The 16,507-nt window shown below is 66.6% G+C and carries 14 protein-coding genes; 3 read left to right on the forward strand and 11 right to left on the reverse strand.

The annotated features are described in order from the left end of the window. Window positions 1-44: 44 nt before the first annotated feature. Window positions 45-878: a patatin-like phospholipase family protein gene (locus CPH63_RS05030; protein WP_096301845.1), complete on the reverse strand. Its 834-nt coding sequence runs from the start codon at window positions 876-878 to the stop codon at window positions 45-47. Between the two features lie 56 nt (window positions 879-934). Then, complete coding sequence (locus CPH63_RS05035) at window positions 935-2,314, reverse strand: cytochrome P450 (protein ID WP_371364861.1); 1,380 nt, start codon at window positions 2,312-2,314, stop codon at window positions 935-937. A 256-nt stretch (window positions 2,315-2,570) separates the two neighbouring features. Here CPH63_RS05035 and CPH63_RS05040 point away from each other — a divergent pair, with 256 nt between their 5' ends. Further along, window positions 2,571-3,185, forward strand: coding sequence for a TetR/AcrR family transcriptional regulator (locus tag CPH63_RS05040; RefSeq protein WP_241895818.1), 615 nt, complete (start codon window positions 2,571-2,573; stop codon window positions 3,183-3,185). Here CPH63_RS05040 and CPH63_RS05045 read toward each other — a convergent pair. The 3 genes from CPH63_RS05045 to CPH63_RS05055 form a co-directional block, all read right to left on the reverse strand. After that, window positions 3,151-5,838 (reverse strand): EAL domain-containing protein, encoded by a 2,688-nt coding sequence (locus CPH63_RS05045; RefSeq protein WP_206745646.1) that lies wholly within the window; start codon window positions 5,836-5,838, stop codon window positions 3,151-3,153. The genes CPH63_RS05040 and CPH63_RS05045 overlap by 35 nt on opposite strands. A gap of 301 nt (window positions 5,839-6,139) precedes the next feature. Beyond that, window positions 6,140-6,778, reverse strand: a complete 639-nt coding sequence (locus CPH63_RS05050; protein WP_096301849.1) for a LysE family translocator — start codon at window positions 6,776-6,778, stop codon at window positions 6,140-6,142. Between the two features lie 88 nt (window positions 6,779-6,866). Then, entirely contained in the window at window positions 6,867-7,292 is a 426-nt protein-coding gene (locus CPH63_RS05055) for a CBS domain-containing protein (protein ID WP_096301850.1), read from the reverse strand. Window positions 7,293-7,450: 158 nt separating this feature from the next. Here CPH63_RS05055 and CPH63_RS05060 point away from each other — a divergent pair, with 158 nt between their 5' ends. Further along, complete coding sequence (locus tag CPH63_RS05060) at window positions 7,451-8,023, forward strand: DNA-3-methyladenine glycosylase I (protein WP_096301851.1); 573 nt, start codon at window positions 7,451-7,453, stop codon at window positions 8,021-8,023. Window positions 8,024-8,186: 163 nt separating this feature from the next. Continuing rightward, entirely contained in the window at window positions 8,187-8,783 is a 597-nt protein-coding gene (locus CPH63_RS05065) for a hypothetical protein (RefSeq protein ID WP_096301852.1), read from the forward strand. Window positions 8,784-8,929: 146 nt separating this feature from the next. Here CPH63_RS05065 and CPH63_RS05070 read toward each other — a convergent pair whose 3' ends face one another. From CPH63_RS05070 to CPH63_RS05095, 6 genes are read right to left on the reverse strand one after another with little or no spacing between them, the layout of a single operon-like run. Beyond that, window positions 8,930-9,607 (reverse strand): MarC family protein, encoded by a 678-nt coding sequence (locus CPH63_RS05070; RefSeq protein ID WP_096301853.1) that lies wholly within the window; start codon window positions 9,605-9,607, stop codon window positions 8,930-8,932. Window positions 9,608-9,650: 43 nt separating this feature from the next. Further along, window positions 9,651-10,829 (reverse strand): S1C family serine protease, encoded by a 1,179-nt coding sequence (locus CPH63_RS05075; RefSeq protein WP_096301854.1) that lies wholly within the window; start codon window positions 10,827-10,829, stop codon window positions 9,651-9,653. Between the two features lie 51 nt (window positions 10,830-10,880). Further along, on the reverse strand, window positions 10,881-12,056 hold the full coding sequence (locus CPH63_RS05080) for a lysylphosphatidylglycerol synthase domain-containing protein (protein ID WP_157749288.1): 1,176 nt from the start codon (window positions 12,054-12,056) through the stop codon (window positions 10,881-10,883). Next, a complete protein-coding gene (locus tag CPH63_RS05085; protein WP_096301856.1) occupies window positions 12,046-13,401 on the reverse strand; it encodes a DUF2252 domain-containing protein in 1,356 nt (451 codons plus the stop codon). Before CPH63_RS05085 ends, CPH63_RS05080 begins: the two co-directional genes overlap by 11 nt. 60 nt (window positions 13,402-13,461) lie before the next feature. After that, complete coding sequence (locus tag CPH63_RS05090; protein WP_096301857.1) at window positions 13,462-14,724, reverse strand: arginine deiminase; 1,263 nt, start codon at window positions 14,722-14,724, stop codon at window positions 13,462-13,464. A 47-nt stretch (window positions 14,725-14,771) separates the two neighbouring features. Further along, window positions 14,772-16,322, reverse strand: coding sequence for a basic amino acid/polyamine antiporter (locus tag CPH63_RS05095; RefSeq protein WP_096301858.1), 1,551 nt, complete (start codon window positions 16,320-16,322; stop codon window positions 14,772-14,774). Window positions 16,323-16,507: the final 185 nt, after the last annotated feature.

Genomic DNA, 16,507 nt, shown 5'->3' on the forward strand with positions numbered 1-16,507 from the left:
GTCGTGGCGAGCGGGTTCGCGTCAGTTGCCGGAGAGGGGAGCGCTCAGTCCCAGAACTGGCGGACTGACTCGGCGATCAGCTGCCCCTGCGCGAACCCGGCCCGCGCCGTGGGCGCCCGCACCGAATTGTCGAGCGGGTCCGGGCCGATCGCCTCCCGCGAGGCGGCGTCCGGCACGATCAGATTCACCGCCGAGGTCGAGGAGATCGCCGCGATCTGCAGGTTCAGGGCGACGTCCAGGTCCGGGGCCATCGGGGCGATCACCAGCACCTTGTCGTGGGTTCCGACCAGGTCGACGTTGGCTCCGGAACGCACCCCGCCGTCGATGTAGCGGTGCGCGCCGAGGGTGACCGGGGGCCAGACGCCGGGGACCGCGCAACTGGCGGCGACGGCGTCGACCAGTCGTACCCCGCTGCCCTGCCCGAAGATCGCGGTCTCGCCGTTGTCGGCCCGCACCGCGACCACGTACAGCGGCGTCCGAGGCCAGTCATGGGATGGCAGGCGTTCGGCGATCACGGCCCGGCGGGTCGGCTCGTCGACTGTCCATTGGGTGAGGGCGAAGACGCCGATGGCCCGTCGCAGTGCCGTCTGCTCCGGGTACTGCACGGCCAGCTCACCGATGCGGGTGAACACGTCGGCGACCGGGATCGGTGGCTTCAGCTCGGCGACCTGCAGAGCCGGGTCGGTCTGGCGGCGCATCAGCTCGGTCAGCGACATCGGGCTGGTGACCTGAGCGGCCACGGTGGCTCCGGCCGAGGTCCCGAGAATCATGTCGACGTTCAGCGCATTGGTGCCGGAGAACTCCAGCCCGGCGAGCAGGCCGGTCTGCCAAGCGATTCCGGCGGTTCCGCCTCCGCCGAGGACCAGTGCGCGACTCACGGTAAGACTTTAAAGCACGGCAGCACCGTGTGCGGCCAAAGTCGGTAGCGGAGGGTCTAACGCCGCGACAGGGTCATCTGGAAACCGTCCGGCTTCACCGTCAGTAGCTCGGTGACCCGAAGATCGTAGTTCTCGCTGTCGTGGAGGTCGTAGCGGTGCAGCAGTAGCCCGAGCACCAGCATCGCCTCGTGGATGGCGAACTGACGCCCGATGCAGGCTCGCTCGCCGGTGCCGAACGGCTTGAAGGCGTGACCGGACCGGGCCCGGACGTTCTCCGGCAGGAAGCGGTCCGGTTCGAACTTCTCGGGGTCGCCCCAGACGGCCGGGTCACGGTGCAGCATCGGCAGCAGCACCATCACCCATTCACCCTTACGAACACGGTACGTTCCGTCCAGAACGGTATCTTCTCTGGCCTCACGGGCATAGCCGGGCGCGGTTGGCCACAGTCGCAGCGCCTCGTCCAGAACTCGTCGCACGTAGCGCAGCTTCGTCACCTGCTGGTACGTCGGATCGACGTCCCGATCACTTCCCCAGACCTCATCGACCTCGGCCTGGGCGCGGGCCAGCGCCGTCGGGTTCTTCAGCAGGTAGTACAGCGCGAAGCCGAGTGCTCCCGAGGTGGTCTCATGCCCGGCGATCAGGAACGTGATGATCTGGTTGCGGATGTTCACCTCGTCCAGACGCTCTCCCGTCTGCGGGTCGGCCGCTTGCAGCATCAGCCCGAGCAGGTCGGCGTCGCTGTCGGCTCCGCTGCTGCGCCGGGCCTGTACGACCCGGTCGACCTCAGCCGACATGAACTCGATGTCCCTCTTGTTGGCCGCGATGGCACGTCGGCGCAGCCGCGCCATGAAGGGCAGTAGGAAGGTCTCCTGCTGGGCGAAGCGCAGCGCGCCGACCATCGCGGTGACGAACGGGTGCACCTCGTCGCGGTCGAAAGAACCGAATTCATAACCGAATCCGGTGCGGCCGATGGTCTCCAGGGTCAGCTTGGTCATGTCCCCGACGACATCCACCGGGGTAGCGCGCTCGGCGCTGTCGTCCCAGCTGCTGATCAGTTGCCGGGCGACGGTGAGCATCGTCGGGTGATAGCCGTGCATGGCGCTCTGAGTGAAGGCCGGCATCAGGATGTTGTGCGCACGCTGCCAATTGGGCTCGGCGTTGTAGGCGGTGAAGAGCCCGTCGCCGGCCAGTGGGCGTAGCTGTTCGAGCCCGACGCCGACGTGTTTGGCGAAGCGGCTGTCGTCGGCCAGCTCCGCGGTGAGGGCGGCGGAGGTGATGAAGACGATGTCTCGACCGAGCACCCGGCGGGCGAAGATCGGGCCGAGTGCTCGCCCCATCCGCATCGAATCCTGCACCGGCGTGCGGATCGAGACCCCGAGGATGTCGCCGAGAAACGGCACCCGTCGCGCCGGATGCGGGATCGTCGAGGTGTCGATGGTGGTGCGCTGCGGCCGTGACGGCGGGTTGGCCCGGGTCAAGTTGATGCCGTCGGCGTTGTGGGGGCACGCGGTCTTCGGGGAGGCGGGCACGGCTTCTCCAGATCGGGGTGGTGGCGCGGCATCGTGGTGATCGAATCGTGGGTGATCGAATCGTGGTGATCGAATCGTGGTGAGACCAACTCGCGGCGATACTGAATCGGAATCTAATAGCAGCATGAGGTCTTATTGACTCGGTGTCAAGTAAGATCTCGACGTGCCCACCAGGACCCGAATGAGCGTGGCGGCGCGACGCCGCCAGCTCGTGCAGATCGGGGTCGAGCTGCTCTCCACTCGCCCGTATGACGACGTCTGGGTGGAGATGGTGGCCGACCGGGCCGGGGTCTCACGTGGCCTGCTGTATCACTACTTTCCGACCAAGCGTGACTTCGTGGCGGCCGTGGTCAGCGACGAGTGCACCCAGATGCTCGAGCTCATCGAGACCGAGCCCAAGCAGACGGTCACCGAGCAGCTCTACCACGGGCTGGACGTCTACCTGGCTTACGTGCAGGAGCATCGGCTGGCCTATCGCATGCTGCATCAGGGCGCCCTGACCAATGACCGCGAGATCCGCCGGATCATCGGCGATGCGATGAGCGTGCAGGAGGAGCGCATCCTGCAGGCGCTGCAGAACGACGCCGAAAGCGGCTCCGACGAGCCCAGCGCCATGGTGCGCCTGGCCGTCCGCGGATGGCTCGCCTTCACCATCGCGATCTGCCTGGACTGGCTCGACGAGTCGCGACCTTCGGCCGAGCTCACCCGTCAGCAGGTGCGAGAGCTCTGTGCGCAGTCGCTACTCAGTGCGGTGGCTGCGGCGCGAGTTCAGCAGTAGCCGGGGCAGTCTCGACGACCGTCCGCATTGCGTGTGCGGTCATCCGGGCCTGGTCGATCGCGGCGTCGCTGAGGGCGGCCAGCGGTGCGTCCGCGCGATGCACGCTCTCGCGGATGAAGCCGAGCACGTCCGCGGCTGAGCACGGTCGAGCGAAGAAGTAGCCCTGGCCGATCTCGACATTGGCATTGCGCAGGGTGTCGGCCTGGTGGGCGTACTCGATTCCTTCGGCCACCACGCTGAGGTCGAAGGCATGCGCCGCCGCGACCATCAGGCGCATCAGATCCTGGTTACCCGGCTCGGTCGAGATGACGAAGCTGCGGTCGATCTTGAGGATGTCGACCGGGAGCATCGGCAACTGGCCGATCGAGGTGTAACCGGTGCCGAAGTCGTCGATTGCGATGAGCACACCCTGCTCCCGCAGTTGGTGCATGTTCTTCTTGGCGATGATGTTGTCGACCAGCACCGTTTCGGTGAGTTCGATGACCAGCTGCCGCGGTTCGACTCCGGACTGGGCCAGGGCCTCGGCGACCTCGGCCGGCAACTGCGGGCTGATGAGATGACGACCGGAGATGTTCACCGACATGGTGAGCGCGGCCAGATCGGGGTCGAGCGCCGTCCATTCGGCGAGCTGGGTGGTCGCCGTCTTCAGTACCCACTTGCCGATGTCGTTGATTAGCGTCGTGTATTCGGCGATCGGGATGAACTCGTCCGGCGGGACCATGCCGAAGCCGGGGCGGTCCCAACGGATCAACGCCTCCATGCCGTGCACGGTGCCGCTGACGAGGTCGACCACAGGCTGGTAGTACAGGACGAACTCGTCGTTCTCGAGCGCGTTGACGATCGCCTGCTCCAGTTCGAAGCGGTCGGCGATCTCGCTGCGCAGGTCATCGTCGTAGATGCCGATCCGCCCACGACCGGCGCTCTTGGCCCGGTAAACGGCGGCGTCGGCCTCGCGCAGCAGCCGGCTCGCGTCGACGTGCTGCCCTTCGCGGCAGAGCGAGACGCCGACGCTGGCGCCGACGCGCACCTCGCGGCCGTCGATCTCGATCGGCAGTGACGCCGCTTCGACGACCCGTTCGGCGAGGTGGAAACAGGCACCCTCGTCCTCGATTGCCTCGAGCAGGATGACGAACTCGTCACCGCCGAGGCGGGCCACGGTGTCGCCGGTACGCATGATGTGCTGCATTCTGCGGGCCATTGTGCGCAGTACGGTGTCACCGGCGGCGTGCCCGAAGGTGTCGTTGACCGCCTTGAAGTGATCGAGGTCGACGAACATGACAGCGGTCATCGAGCCGGTGCGCTGAGCGCGGTGCAGGGCACTGTCGATCTGGGCCAGCGCGCGGGCGCGGTTGGGCAGTTCGGTCAGCGGGTCGTGGGCGGCGCGATGAGCCAGCGCCTCCTGGGCGCGCTCCCGGTCGCGCAGCGCGCTGACGATGCGCTCGACCGAGGCGTGCATGAGGGCGCCGAGGGGGCCCGGGACGGGTTGGGAGACAACGCTGCTCTCCAAATCGCCGAGGTCCCCGTCGGCGACGGCGGAGGCCTGGGACTCGATCATCCGGAGACTGTTCACGGAGGCCGCCAGTCCGCGGGCCACAGTGCGTACTTCTCGCGGGCCGCTGACCGCGACGTCGATGAGTTCGCCCTGGCTGACCTTGTCGGCCTGGTAGGCGAGTCGATGCAGCGGCCCGGTGAGCGCCCGCTGGGCGCGCCGGGCGGCGAGCAGGCTGATGGCGACGACGAGCAGGCAGAGCAGGATGACCATGATCAGGGTGCGGGTCGCCGCGCTCTGCTGTTTCTTGGCCGAGGCGAGCACCTTGTTCGCGGTGATGTCCTGAATGGTGGAGAGCGCCTTCACCCGCTGCGGGTCGTTCATCACGACCTTGATCGTGGTGGGTAGACCCAGTGGCTTGGCTGACGTGACCGTTGAATCGAAGATATCGTTGAGTTCCTTCGGGATGGGCTCGTTCATCGTCTTCTGCCAGGCGGCGGCGATCTCCGGTGAGGCCTGCGAGGTCACTGACTCCGAGCCTGAGCGGGAACTGCCCCAGCTCTGTACCCAGCTCAGCTGCGCGGTGGCCGCCGGGGCGACCGCGCCCGGGAACTGGGCGGTGGCGAAGTAAGCGGCCAGCTGCCCACCGAACTGGACGGCGCGGCTGACCAGGTCCAGGTCCTTCAGAGCCTTGGTGGTTGCCGGGTCGAGGCCGTAGTGCATGGCCAGCGCGGTCTGGCTGTTCTGTACGGCGGCGAGGTCGTAGACGGCGGTCATCGCCTCGGTGAAGGTGGTCTGCGGCTGGGTGCGCTGATCGATGGTTGCGCGCAACGACTTCAGCCGGGATTGGAACTGCTTGCCGATGCTGCCGAGGTCCGAGCGCGAGGCCACCTTGGCCAGCGCGTCATCGGTGGTCTTGCGCAGCGCGACGACGTCGTTCGGGTTGCCGGCGAAGAGGGCAACCTGCGCGGCGTTGAGGTTGAACTGCCGGAGGATGTCCTGGTTGGAGAGGATCGAGTTGATCATCGCGGGGAGAAGCTCGGCCTGCAGACCGGTGCGGACGTGGTCGAGCTCGACTGTTCCCTCGATGAGGCTCTCGACCTTCTTGTCCGACTGCACAGTCGAGGAGTGCGCGACGATTACCGAGGCAGCCGCGAGCCCCACGCCAATGATCGGGACCATGACTAGGGAGAGCAGCCACAGGCGCAGGCTTCCGCCATCGGCGGTTCGTTTCTGAAGGAGTCGTCGCACATCGTGGTTATCGACGTGCGACCCAAATAAATTAGTTGAAAGATGAAACAAATGGCAATTTCGGTTCAGATTAGTGGCCGAGGAAACCATTTTCGGTGAACCGGCATGCCTAAGAGTGCTGAATTAGCTTGCCTGGTCGGCGAAATGCCGATTTTCGCTACGCTCCGAGTTGCCTAGGCCACCTAAGGTCAAATGTGAGCTGGGTCTCATCTGCTTAGTCATTCCGGCCGCTGAAGGCCAACCGGGCGCCGATACCCACCATAAGTAGGCCTCCGGTGCCACCGAGAGTAGCCAGCCGCCCCGGGGAGCGGGCGAACCAATTCCGCGCCGATCCGGCCACCACGGCCCAGAGGCTGTCGGAAAGGAGTGCGACCAGAAAGAAGATGGCCCCGAGGATCAATAGCTGCACCGGGACGTGCCCGGCGGGTCGGTCGACGAACTGGGGGAGGACAGCGGCGAAGAAGACCACCGATTTGGGGTTGGCCAAGCCGACGGTGAACCCCTCGCGGAGCACCCGCAGCCGGCTCTGCGGTGCCGGACGGTTGTCAAAGACGGCGCTCAGTGCGCGGCGGTGACGCAGCGCCTGCACACCGAGGTAGATCAGGTACCCGGCGCCGGCGAGTTTGATGATCGTGAAGACGGCGATGGAGCGTTCAACGATGGCGCCGACCCCGAAGGCCACCGCAACCACCTGCACGTAGACGCCCAGCGCATTTCCGAGCACCGTGATTAGCGCGCCCGTGCGGCCGATGACCAGGGCCCGGCTGATGACGAAGAGCACGCTCGGCCCGGGGACGGCGATGAGCGCGAACGCAGTCAGCGTGAAGGTGACCAGGTGGTTAGTGGGAACCATGCAGTGACTCTAAGGCCGGTATACGGGCAGCGGCGCCGGAATTTCGGTGCCTGTGGACAGCCGGATGGGCTGTGGACAGCTGTCGCTCCTAGCCGGTGATGTACTGCTCGAGATCGCGGCGCTGCTGCTCGAGTTCACGGCTGCGGTTCAGCACCACGTCGCCGATGGTGACGATGCCGACCAGCGCGCCGTCATCGATCACCGGCATATGGCGGATGCGTCGATCGGTCATGGTCTGGGCCACCTCATCGAGCGCGTCGTCGCTGCTGCAGCTGATGACATTGGTGGTCATGATGTCCTCGACCTTGGCCTGCAGCAGGTCGCCCTGCAGACTGTTCAGCTTGCGGACGAGGTCTCGTTCGGAGACGACACCGATGACCCGGCTGTCGAGGCTCACCAGCAGCGCGCCGACGTTGTGCTCGGCCAGTTCGCTCAGCAGCGTCCGGACGTCCGCGCTGGGCGCGATCGTCACCACGTTGGAGCCCTTGTAGCGCAAAATGTCCGAGATCTTCATCTATGCCTCCACTGTTGTGCGCTCTGTTAACTGGCTGTTAGCTGGCTCACATCGGGCCAACTCAAACCTAGCCAACCCGAGGGCGAACGGGAAGGGGTTCCGGCGGCGTTGGTGTCGTCTGTGGGGGCGTGTCGTAGTGCTCGGCTAGCGTTCCGGGCATGACGGCCAAGCTGAAGCGCTGCGCGTGGGCGGAGGGGTCTGACCTGATGCGGGCCTATCACGACGAAGAGTGGGGTGTTCCGTCGCGGGACGAGCGCTACCTCTTCGAATTCCTGACCCTCGAAGGGGCGCAGGCCGGTCTCTCCTGGTCCACCGTACTGAACAAGCGGGCCCGGTACCGCGAGGTCCTCGACGACTTCGAGCCGACCGTGGTCGCGGGGTACGACGCGGATCGGCTGGATTCGCTGCTGCTCGACCCGGGGATCATCCGACACCGGGGCAAGGTCGCCTCACTGGTCACGAACGCCGAAGCCTTCCTAGCGGTACGGGCCGAGTTCGGTAGCTTCGCGACCTATCTCTGGGGGTGGGTCGACGGGCGGCCGATCGTCAACGCGCCGCCCTCTGGGGTCGCGCTGCCGGCCACCACGGAGTTGTCGGATCGGCTGAGCAAGGATCTGAAGAAGCGCGGCTTCAAGTTCGTCGGCTCGACGATCGTCTACTCCTACCTGCAGGCGGTCGGCGTGGTCGACGACCACGTCGAGGGCTGCAACACCCGCGCCCTGGTCGGGTAGCCCGGCCGAGCGCTGGTCAACTCCAGCCTTGTGCTGGTAGTTGCCGATTCTGGCGCCAGAATCGGCAACTACCCACACAAGGCCGCGGTGAGTAGTCGAGGCGGCCGCTAAGCAGTCTCCGATACGACGCCGGCGCGGCAAAAGCGTTCTGTACGATTCGCCGATGAACGGCAATCGAGTCCAGGTCGCGCCGGCGCCGGGCCACCGGCCGGCGCGACGCTGCCTGGGCCTCGCCGTCCTGGTGCTCGCCCTCAGTTTCGGCGGCGCCTTCTGGGGTGATCTGCGTCCTGGTGACGCAACTGGCTGGTCCACGGTCGAGTTCGGACTCACCTTCGCCGCTCTGGTGCTCGTCGCAACGCTCCGTCCCGAGTTGCTCTACGCCCGCACAGCCTGCGCGCGGTTTCGCGGCAGTCGCGAGGCTCCCTCCAGACTGGCCCGCTACCTGCTGGGGACTGTGCTGTGGATCGCCGTCGTCGCCGTGCTGCCCCTGGAGCAATTCCGGTGGCATCACGTTGTGGGCTCTGTCCTGGCCTTGGGCTTCGCCCTCGCGACCGGGTTCTTCGCCGACTTCTGCGGGATACTTGCCAGTCCCTCTAATTGGGGACTCGGGCGAACGGTGCGCCGGGAGTATCGCTTCAACCCGCCGCCCAATTGGCCTCACCCGCCGGCCGGCTGGGTTCCGCCGGCGGGGTGGGCTCCTGATCCGGCCTGGGGGCCACTCCCTGCCGGCTGGCCGCTGTGGGTCAAGTTCGCCGCGTGACCGCAGAACCGGGCGGCGGCGCGGTCGTCTGCCCGCCTTGTGTTCAGGGTTGCCGGTTTCGGGCTCTAGATCGCGTATTACCCGCACAAAGCTCGCCACCTCAACGGAATCGCCGCCGCGCAACCGCGTTCCAGCGAAGCCGGCGGCTAGTTGCCCAGCGACTGAAGCACGCTGTGCACCATCCGGGTGCCGCCACTGATCAGCAGGGTCACCGCGATTGCGGTGAGCAGGATTCCGGCCAGCCGGCCGAGGACGATCTGCATCTTCTGCGACGACCGGCGGGCCACGTGTCCGGCCGCGTAAATCGTTACCCCGGTGACCAGCGCATAGAGGGCCGCCGCCACGCTCAGCCCGATTGCGCCATGGACACTGCCGACGTCGGCCCGGAAGGCGACCAGGATTCCGAAGGTGGTGCCGCCGATCGTCAACGGGAACGTGATCGGCATGAAGGCGACTGATCGCCAGCCGCCGGTCTCCGGATCCGCCTGAACCTCCTCCGGCTCCTTCGCGATGAACTGTTCCTCGGGTCCGGTCATCAGGTGAATGCCCTCAAAAATAAGGGCAATGCCACCAGTGACGACCAGCGAATCGGTGGAGAGCCCGAGCACCTTCTCCAGCAGTAACTCACCGATCCAGATCGCGACGAAGGCGATCACCAGCACGTTGACGAAGAGCGCTATCGCTAGGCGCAGTTGATCCTTCGCGCTGAACCGGGCGATGATCGGCAAGTAGGAGGAGAGCGCCGCCGCCGGACTGTAGAGCGCGACCAGCGTGATGAAGAGGACGACCGCGTCGTCCACCGCGAAGCTGTTGGTACCGCTCACGTCTGCACCTTCGCTGGGCTACTGATGGTTACCGATCTGGTGACTAGGGTCTGGCGGTGACGGTGACGGTGGTGCTGGCCTTCGTACCGTCGCGCTGATATTCGACCGGGATCTGGTCGCCCGGCTTGGCCTTCACCAGCGCGAGGAAGATGCTGTTCGCGCTGGTGGTGGCCCGACCGTTGACACTCGTGATGATGTCGCCGACTTTCAGCCCGGCCTTCTCAGCCGGCCCGCCGGGCGTCACCGCCTGCACGAAGAGCCCGTCCGTGACGCCGAACCGTTCAGCCACCGCGTCGGGGATCGGTGCCGTCGAGATCCCCATCACCGGCGGATTGAACTGGCCGCCGCTGATCAACTGGTCGGCCACCAGGATGGCTAGGTTGACCGGGATGGCGAAACCGATGCCGACGCTTCCGGAGCTGTCACCCTGACCGGATCCGCCCGGGACGGTGGCGATGGCCGTGTTGACGCCGACCAGGTGCCCCGCGCAGTCGACCAGAGCGCCGCCGGAGTTGCCCGGGTTGATCGCCGCGTCGGTCTGGATCGCCCCGGCCAGCACAGCCGTCTGCCCCTGATCGGCCGGAACGGACACGTCCCGACCAAGCGCACTGACGATGCCGGCGGTGACGCTGCCGTCCAGACCCAACGGGGCGCCGAGGGCCACCACCGGCTGACCGACCTGCAGTTCGTTCGAGTCGCCCTGGGCTATCGTCGGCAGGCTCTCGTCCGCGTCCACCTTGATGACCGCGAGGTCAAGCGCGATCGAGCGCCCGATCAGGGTGGCCCGCTCGGTGTGCCCACTGCTGAAGAGGACATCGATGACTCCCGAGTTCGCCGCGGCCGAGATGACGTGGTCGTTGGTCAGGATGTAGCCGTCGTCGCGGATGATCTCGCCGCTTCCACTCCCCGATCCGGAACTGGTGCGCACGGACAGGGTGACGACCGTCGGCAGCACGGCGTCAGCGATCGTGACTGCCGGGCATCCGGTGGATTCCGCGCTCTGCGCGAGTGCCGTCGTGGAGTTGTCGCCGGCCAGGTGGACGACCAGGCCGCCGATCAGCCCGCCGACCAGTGCGATCAGCGCACCGAAGACGACGAGGAGGTAGCTGCGGTTGCCCGGGTGCCGGTCGCCGGGCCGGTGCGGGTCGGCCGGCTGGGCTGGTTCTGAGGGCCGGCCGGGTTCAGCGGGTGAGGTCGGTTCGCTTGACTCCGAGGTCGTCACAGAAAAAGACTCCCGCGATGTCCGGCGCTTCGACTCATTCTCTACGGGTGACTATTCGACTACCGGCCCAGATTGATCGGTGCCAGATCCCTCGGCACCCGGTTGGTCGGTGCTGGGTTGGTCGGTGCAGGGTTGGTCGGTGCTCACCGGCGCGATGACGCTGCTCGCTCGCCAGTGCAGCAGCGCCACCGCTCCGAGCCCGAGCGGGACGAGCAGTGTCATCACCCGGAAGACCACCAGTGCCGCGACCAGGCGAGACGTGTCGCCCGGGTCGTGGTCGGCCAGCAGCGCGATCAGGGCGGCGTCGAGAACACCGAGCCCGACCAGTGGGAGCGCCGTGATCGGGTAGACGCAGAAGAAGGCGGCGAAGATGGCCACCAGGCTCAGTTCCGAGCTGGTGATGCCGACCGAGCGGATGCTCACCGCCAGGATCGTGGCGTCTGTGGTGAGCTGGAGGATCAGCGCTGCCGCTGATGGTGTGCTGGCCCTGACGATGCGATTCGACGCCGCCCGCTGGAAGTCGGCGAAGCTGCTGCCCCAGGCCTGCGGGTCGATCTTGTCGGCTCCGGCGCGACGGGCCAGCCGTCCGGCCCGGGCTCCGGCGGCGTGCGCGATGCGCTCTCCCTTTGCCGCGATGACCAGACCCACCAGCAGGACGGCGACCACCACCACGCCGGAGACGGCGGCGGCGGTGTAGGCCCCGCTGTTGTCGTAGAAGGAGATGTAGAGCAGCAGCCCGATGATCGGTGCGCTGAACCGGGCCACGTAGTAGAAGAGCGAGTTGACGATGATTCCGGCGATGCCGACCGAGGTGTCGATCTCCCAGGAGGCGAGCATGCGCTGGCGCAGGAAGACATCGGCCGGGTTCGGCGCCACCACCGACACCATGAAGCCCGACATGTCGTTGGAGAGCGCGCGCTTGATACCCAGTCCGGGAATCAAAAGCGCCAGCGGTGTCGCGTTGCAGACCTGACGAAGCGCGACCAGCACCAGCAGCACCAGCACTTCCCAGATGGTCAGCTGTCCGATCGCGTCCGCGACCTGATGCCAGTCAACGCGGCGGACGAACTGGGTGAAGAGCACCAGAAAGAGGATGTAGATCAGGTACTTGACGATGGCGCCGAGCACCGTCCGCCATCGGGGGCGAACCCTCCCGCCCCCGGCGTCACCGCCGAGTGACTCTGCCGTGGTGCCGGGTGGGTCGGCCGGAGCGGACTCAGAAGACAAGCGCGCTCTCCAGTTGTCCGTCGGCGATGGCCCGCTGCAACTGGACATGATCAGTCGCGTTCTGGTCGGCGTAACTGACCGCGAAGCCCTGCAGCGCCTTGGTGAAGGCATCCCCCCGGCCGACGTAGGAGGCGATTGCAACCGCATCACCGGAGCGGGCGTGCGCCCGGGCCAGCACCTCCCCGCAGGCCGTGGCGAACTGGCTGAGCCGTGGGGCGATGCGGTGGCTGTCCGGGATCACCTTCATGTCGCGGAACTGGCGGACGTAGAAGTCGAACCCACGAGCGGTCGCCCAGCCGGCGAAGATGTCGGTGGCCGTCTGTAGCTGCCGCTTTCCGTTGACGACCCGCTGCCCATGGTTGGTCGTGTCACTGCGCTTGAGGTACCGCTCATAGACCGACGGACCGGCCTGTTTGAGCTGCAGGAAGAGCGGATCGTCACTGCCGCCGCGCCCGTCCAGCAGCACCAGATACACCTGCATGCCGACGCTTCCCACGCCGACGATCTGGCGGACCACATCGACGTAGGAGAACCGGTTGAGCAGATGCCAGAGATGCGGCTGTAGCGAGCCGCGGTAGGAGTCGATGACCTCGCGCGCCGTCTTCAGGTGCACGGCATCGTCGATGGCGACGCGGAACGGGGGGCTCTCCACGATGCGCCGGGAGCCGTCGGTCAGCTCGGTGAGCTTGTCGAAGGCCCCGGTGCTGGTACGCCGGTTCGCCTGCTTCTGGATGAACGCGTCGAGGCGGGCTCGATCCTCCACCTCGAAGAAGCCGAGGAGGTCGCCGACGTCGACCCGGTCGTACCAGACGGCCAGCTCGGGCGCGGTGGCGTACCGCGCGATCGCCCGCTGGTAGGCCCGGAGGGTGGCCTGCACGGCCTCGTTGGCCGTCGTCGCCGGGAGTTCGTTGTCCCGGGCCAGCACCACGATGCTGGCGGCCAGTCGCTTCACATCCCACTCGAACGGGCCGGGCAGCGTCTCGTCGAAGTCACGCAGATCGAAGAGCAGGTTGCGCTCGGGCGTAGCCCAGAGGCCGAAGTTCAGCACATGCGCATCACCGCAGAGCTGGACCTCTAGCCCGCTGTGCGGCGTGGCCGCCAGATCGGCGGCCATCACCCCGGCGGCCCCGCGGTAGAACGTCCAGGGCGAGACTGCCATCCGGGCATGACGGATCGGGATCAACGACTGCAGGCGAGTCGCATCCTGAGCCCGGATGACGCCCAGCGCATCCTCCCGGCGAGTCGCCGGGGACCACGGCCCAAGCGCCGATCGCTTGACTCGTCGGCGAGCGCCGCGGCCGATCGCGGCCCGTTCGGCCACGATCGGCTGCCATCCGATTGGCATCTACAGATCAGCTCGTCTCCACGGTGGTACCCGATACCGAAGTGGCATCAGGCGGTGGAATCAGAACGTAACAGGTTCGCGGATGATCGGGCAGGTCATGCAGTGGCCACCGCCGCGTCCACGTCCGAGTTCGGCACCGACGATGGTGATGACTTCGACGCCCGCCTTGCGCAGCAGGGTGTTCGTCACGGTGTTCCGGTCGTAGGTGAAGACCACACCCGGCTCGAGGGCGACCGCGTTGTTGCCGCTATCCCACTGCTGCCGCTCGGAGGCGTATACGTCGCCGCCGGTCTCCAGCACGTTCAGCGACGTCAACCCGAGCGACTTGGCGACGACGTCGGTGAACTTTGCCGATCCCTCGTCGGTGACGTGCACGCCCCCGGAGTCACCCCCGGGGCGCAGCGTGAAGGTGTGAACCGCATCCATGATGTTCGGATATAGGGTGACAATATCCTTATCGGCAAAGGTGAAGACCGTGTCCAGGTGCATGGCCGCGCGCAGCTTCGGCATCCCGGCGACCACCACCCGCTCGGCGCCGCCCTGCTCGAAGAGGGCGTTGGCGACCTGGGTGACGGCCTGCCGGGAGGTGCGCTCGCTCATCCCCATCAGGACCACGCCGTTGCCGACGGGCATGATGTCGCCGCCCTCGAAGGTGGCCTGCCCCCACTCCTTCTCCGGGTCGCCCCACCAGACCGTCGAGCCGACGAAGTCCGGGTGGAACTGGTAGATCGCCTTCATCAGCAGCGTCTCGTCGTGGCGGGCCGGCCAGTAGAGCGGGTTCAGGGTCACGCCGCCGTAGAGCCAGCAGGTGGTGTCCCGGGTGTAGAGCGTGTTCGGCAGCGGCGGCATCAGGTACTCGCGCACCCCGGTCGATTCGCGGGCCAGCGATAGGTAGTCCTTGCGGAAGTCATCCGGCAGGTCGGCCGTCGACAGGCCGCCGATGAGGAACTCGGCCAACTGACGCGGCGTCAGTGTCTCCAGGTAGGCGCGGGTGTCATCGACCAGCCCGAGCCCGACTTCGTTAGGGGTGATCTTGCGATCCAGCAGCCAGTCCCGGGCCGCGGTGTCGGCGACGGTGGCGGCTAGCAGGTCGTGTAGCTCGACCACCTCGACGCCGCGGGTGGTGAGCTTGTTGACGAAATCGGCGTGGTCGCGCTGGGCGTTCTCCACCCACATGACGTCGTCGAAGAGCAGATCGTCGGCGTTGGTCGGGGTGAGGCGCCGGTGGGCCAGTCCCGGCGCGCAGACCAGCACCTTGCGCAGCCGGCCGACCTCGGAGTGGACGCCGTAAGAAGCCGACGGAAGCGTGTCACTACTTGTCATGGGAAGTCCTCTGCAGAAGTGGGTTCGAGATGGATGAGTTCGATTACTCAGACGTCGATCCAGCCCGCCGCCAGGGCGACGATGCCGACGATCGCACCGATGATCGATACGGCGAAGATGAGCAGTTCGCGACTGGAGAAGAGCGTTCGGCCCTGCTCGCGACGGGCCATCACAAAGAGCACGGTGGCCGGTGCGTAGATGATGAACGACACCAGGACGAACTTGAGTCCAGCTGCGTAGAGCAGGAATGCCGTGTAAAAGGTGGCCAATAGCCCGACGATAAGGTCGCGTTGATAGCCGGCTGCACCCGGGGGTGCGCTCGAATCGTCCTCCGGTGGCGCGCCTGCGCCGCCCGCTCCAGCCGGTGGCGGGCCTGCGCCGCCGACCGGTACCGCGACCACGTCGCTGTAGGTCTCGCGGGTCAGTACGAGCTTCAGCGCGTAGGCCGCGGCCAGCAGGAACGGAATCAGCGAGAGGGCGCTGGTCAGGTCGAGGGCGAAGTTGAAGGCGTCGTCTGAGAAATAGGTGATGATCAGGAAGCACTGGCTGAGCAGCGTCGTCATGATCAGGGCCGGCACGGGCACGTCGGCGGCGCTCGACCGACGCAGGAACTTGGGCATGTCATCGTCCTTGGCCGCGACATAGAGCACCTCGGCCGCCATCAGCGTCCAGGCCAGATAGGCCCCGAGAACCGAGATGATCAGGCCGACGCTGACGAAGACCTTCCCCCAGGTGCCGACGGCTGACTCCAATACACCGGCCATCGACGGCTGGCGCAGCTTGGCGATCTCGCTCATCGGCAGCAGCCCGTAGGAGACGATGGTGACCGACGCGAAGATCGAGAAGACGCTGAGGAAGCCGAGCACCGTGGCCCGGCCGACGTCGGCCCGCTGCTTGGCGTGCCGGGAGTAGACGCTGGCCCCCTCCACGCCGAGGAAGACGAAGACGGTGGCCAGCATGGTTCCCCGGACCTGGCTGAAGAGCGAGCCGGCGTAGTCGGCCCCGCGGAAGTTCTGGGCGAAGACGTGCGGGTCCAGGTAGAAGAGCGCGATGATGATGAAGACGATGATCGGCACCAGCTTGGCGATGGTGACGATCCGGTTGATGGCAGCGGCCTCCTTCACCCCCCGCCGGATGAAGAGGAAGAACGCCCAGAGCCCGACCGAGGAGAGCACGATGGCCAGCACGGTGTCGCCGTCGCCCAGCGATGGCGCGATGGCGCCGACGGTCGACATGATGAGCACCCAGTACGTCACATTGCCGACGCAGGCACTGGCCCAGTAGCCGAAGGCCGAGAAGAATCCGAGGTACTCGCCGAAACCGGCCTTGGCGTAGGCGTAGACACCGGCGTCCAGTTCGGGCTTGCGCACGGCGAGGGTCTGGAAGACGAAGGCCAGCATCAGCATGCCGGCCCCGGCCACCACCCAGGCGATGAGCGCGCCGGCGACCCCGGTCTCCTGGGCGAAACGGCGGGGCAGTGAGAAGACGCCGGCGCCGACCATCGACCCGACGACCATCATGGCCATCGTCGGCATGCTCAGCTTGGCGGCTGGCCCTGATTCCGGGGTGGGGGCCACGTTTACGTCGGTGCTGGTCATAGGTCCTGCCTCATCGAGAACGTGCCAGATAGGTCTGCGACGTGGTCCCGGTGGCGGAGCGGAACCCCGCTCAGCCTGACGTGCCTGCCTCAGTCACGCCTCCCTCGCGCAGGGTGAGCGGCGACGCGGCAAGCCGAACCGAGGACGGCAATCCGGTCGTTTGACGGAACAGACTGCCGGGGTCA

It is taken from the genome of Jatrophihabitans sp. GAS493, from assembly GCF_900230215.1.
Lineage (GTDB): Bacteria > Actinomycetota > Actinomycetes > Mycobacteriales > Jatrophihabitantaceae > MT45.

Bases quoted from the DNA above. Each gene is read 5' to 3' on its own strand.
- CPH63_RS05055 (WP_096301850.1), bottom strand. From the start codon at position 7,292: ATGAAGATCTCGGACATTTTGCGCTACAAGGGCTCCAACGTGGTGACG.
- CPH63_RS05090 (WP_096301857.1), bottom strand. From the start codon at position 14,724: ATGACAAGTAGTGACACGCTTCCGTCGGCTTCTTACGGCGTCCACTCC.
- CPH63_RS05095 (WP_096301858.1), bottom strand. From the start codon at position 16,322: ATGACCAGCACCGACGTAAACGTGGCCCCCACCCCGGAATCAGGGCCA.
- CPH63_RS05085 (WP_096301856.1), bottom strand. From the start codon at position 13,401: ATGCCAATCGGATGGCAGCCGATCGTGGCCGAACGGGCCGCGATCGGC.
- CPH63_RS05050 (WP_096301849.1), bottom strand. From the start codon at position 6,778: ATGGTTCCCACTAACCACCTGGTCACCTTCACGCTGACTGCGTTCGCG.
- CPH63_RS05060 (WP_096301851.1), top strand. From the start codon at position 7,451: ATGACGGCCAAGCTGAAGCGCTGCGCGTGGGCGGAGGGGTCTGACCTG.
- CPH63_RS05065 (WP_096301852.1), top strand. From the start codon at position 8,187: ATGAACGGCAATCGAGTCCAGGTCGCGCCGGCGCCGGGCCACCGGCCG.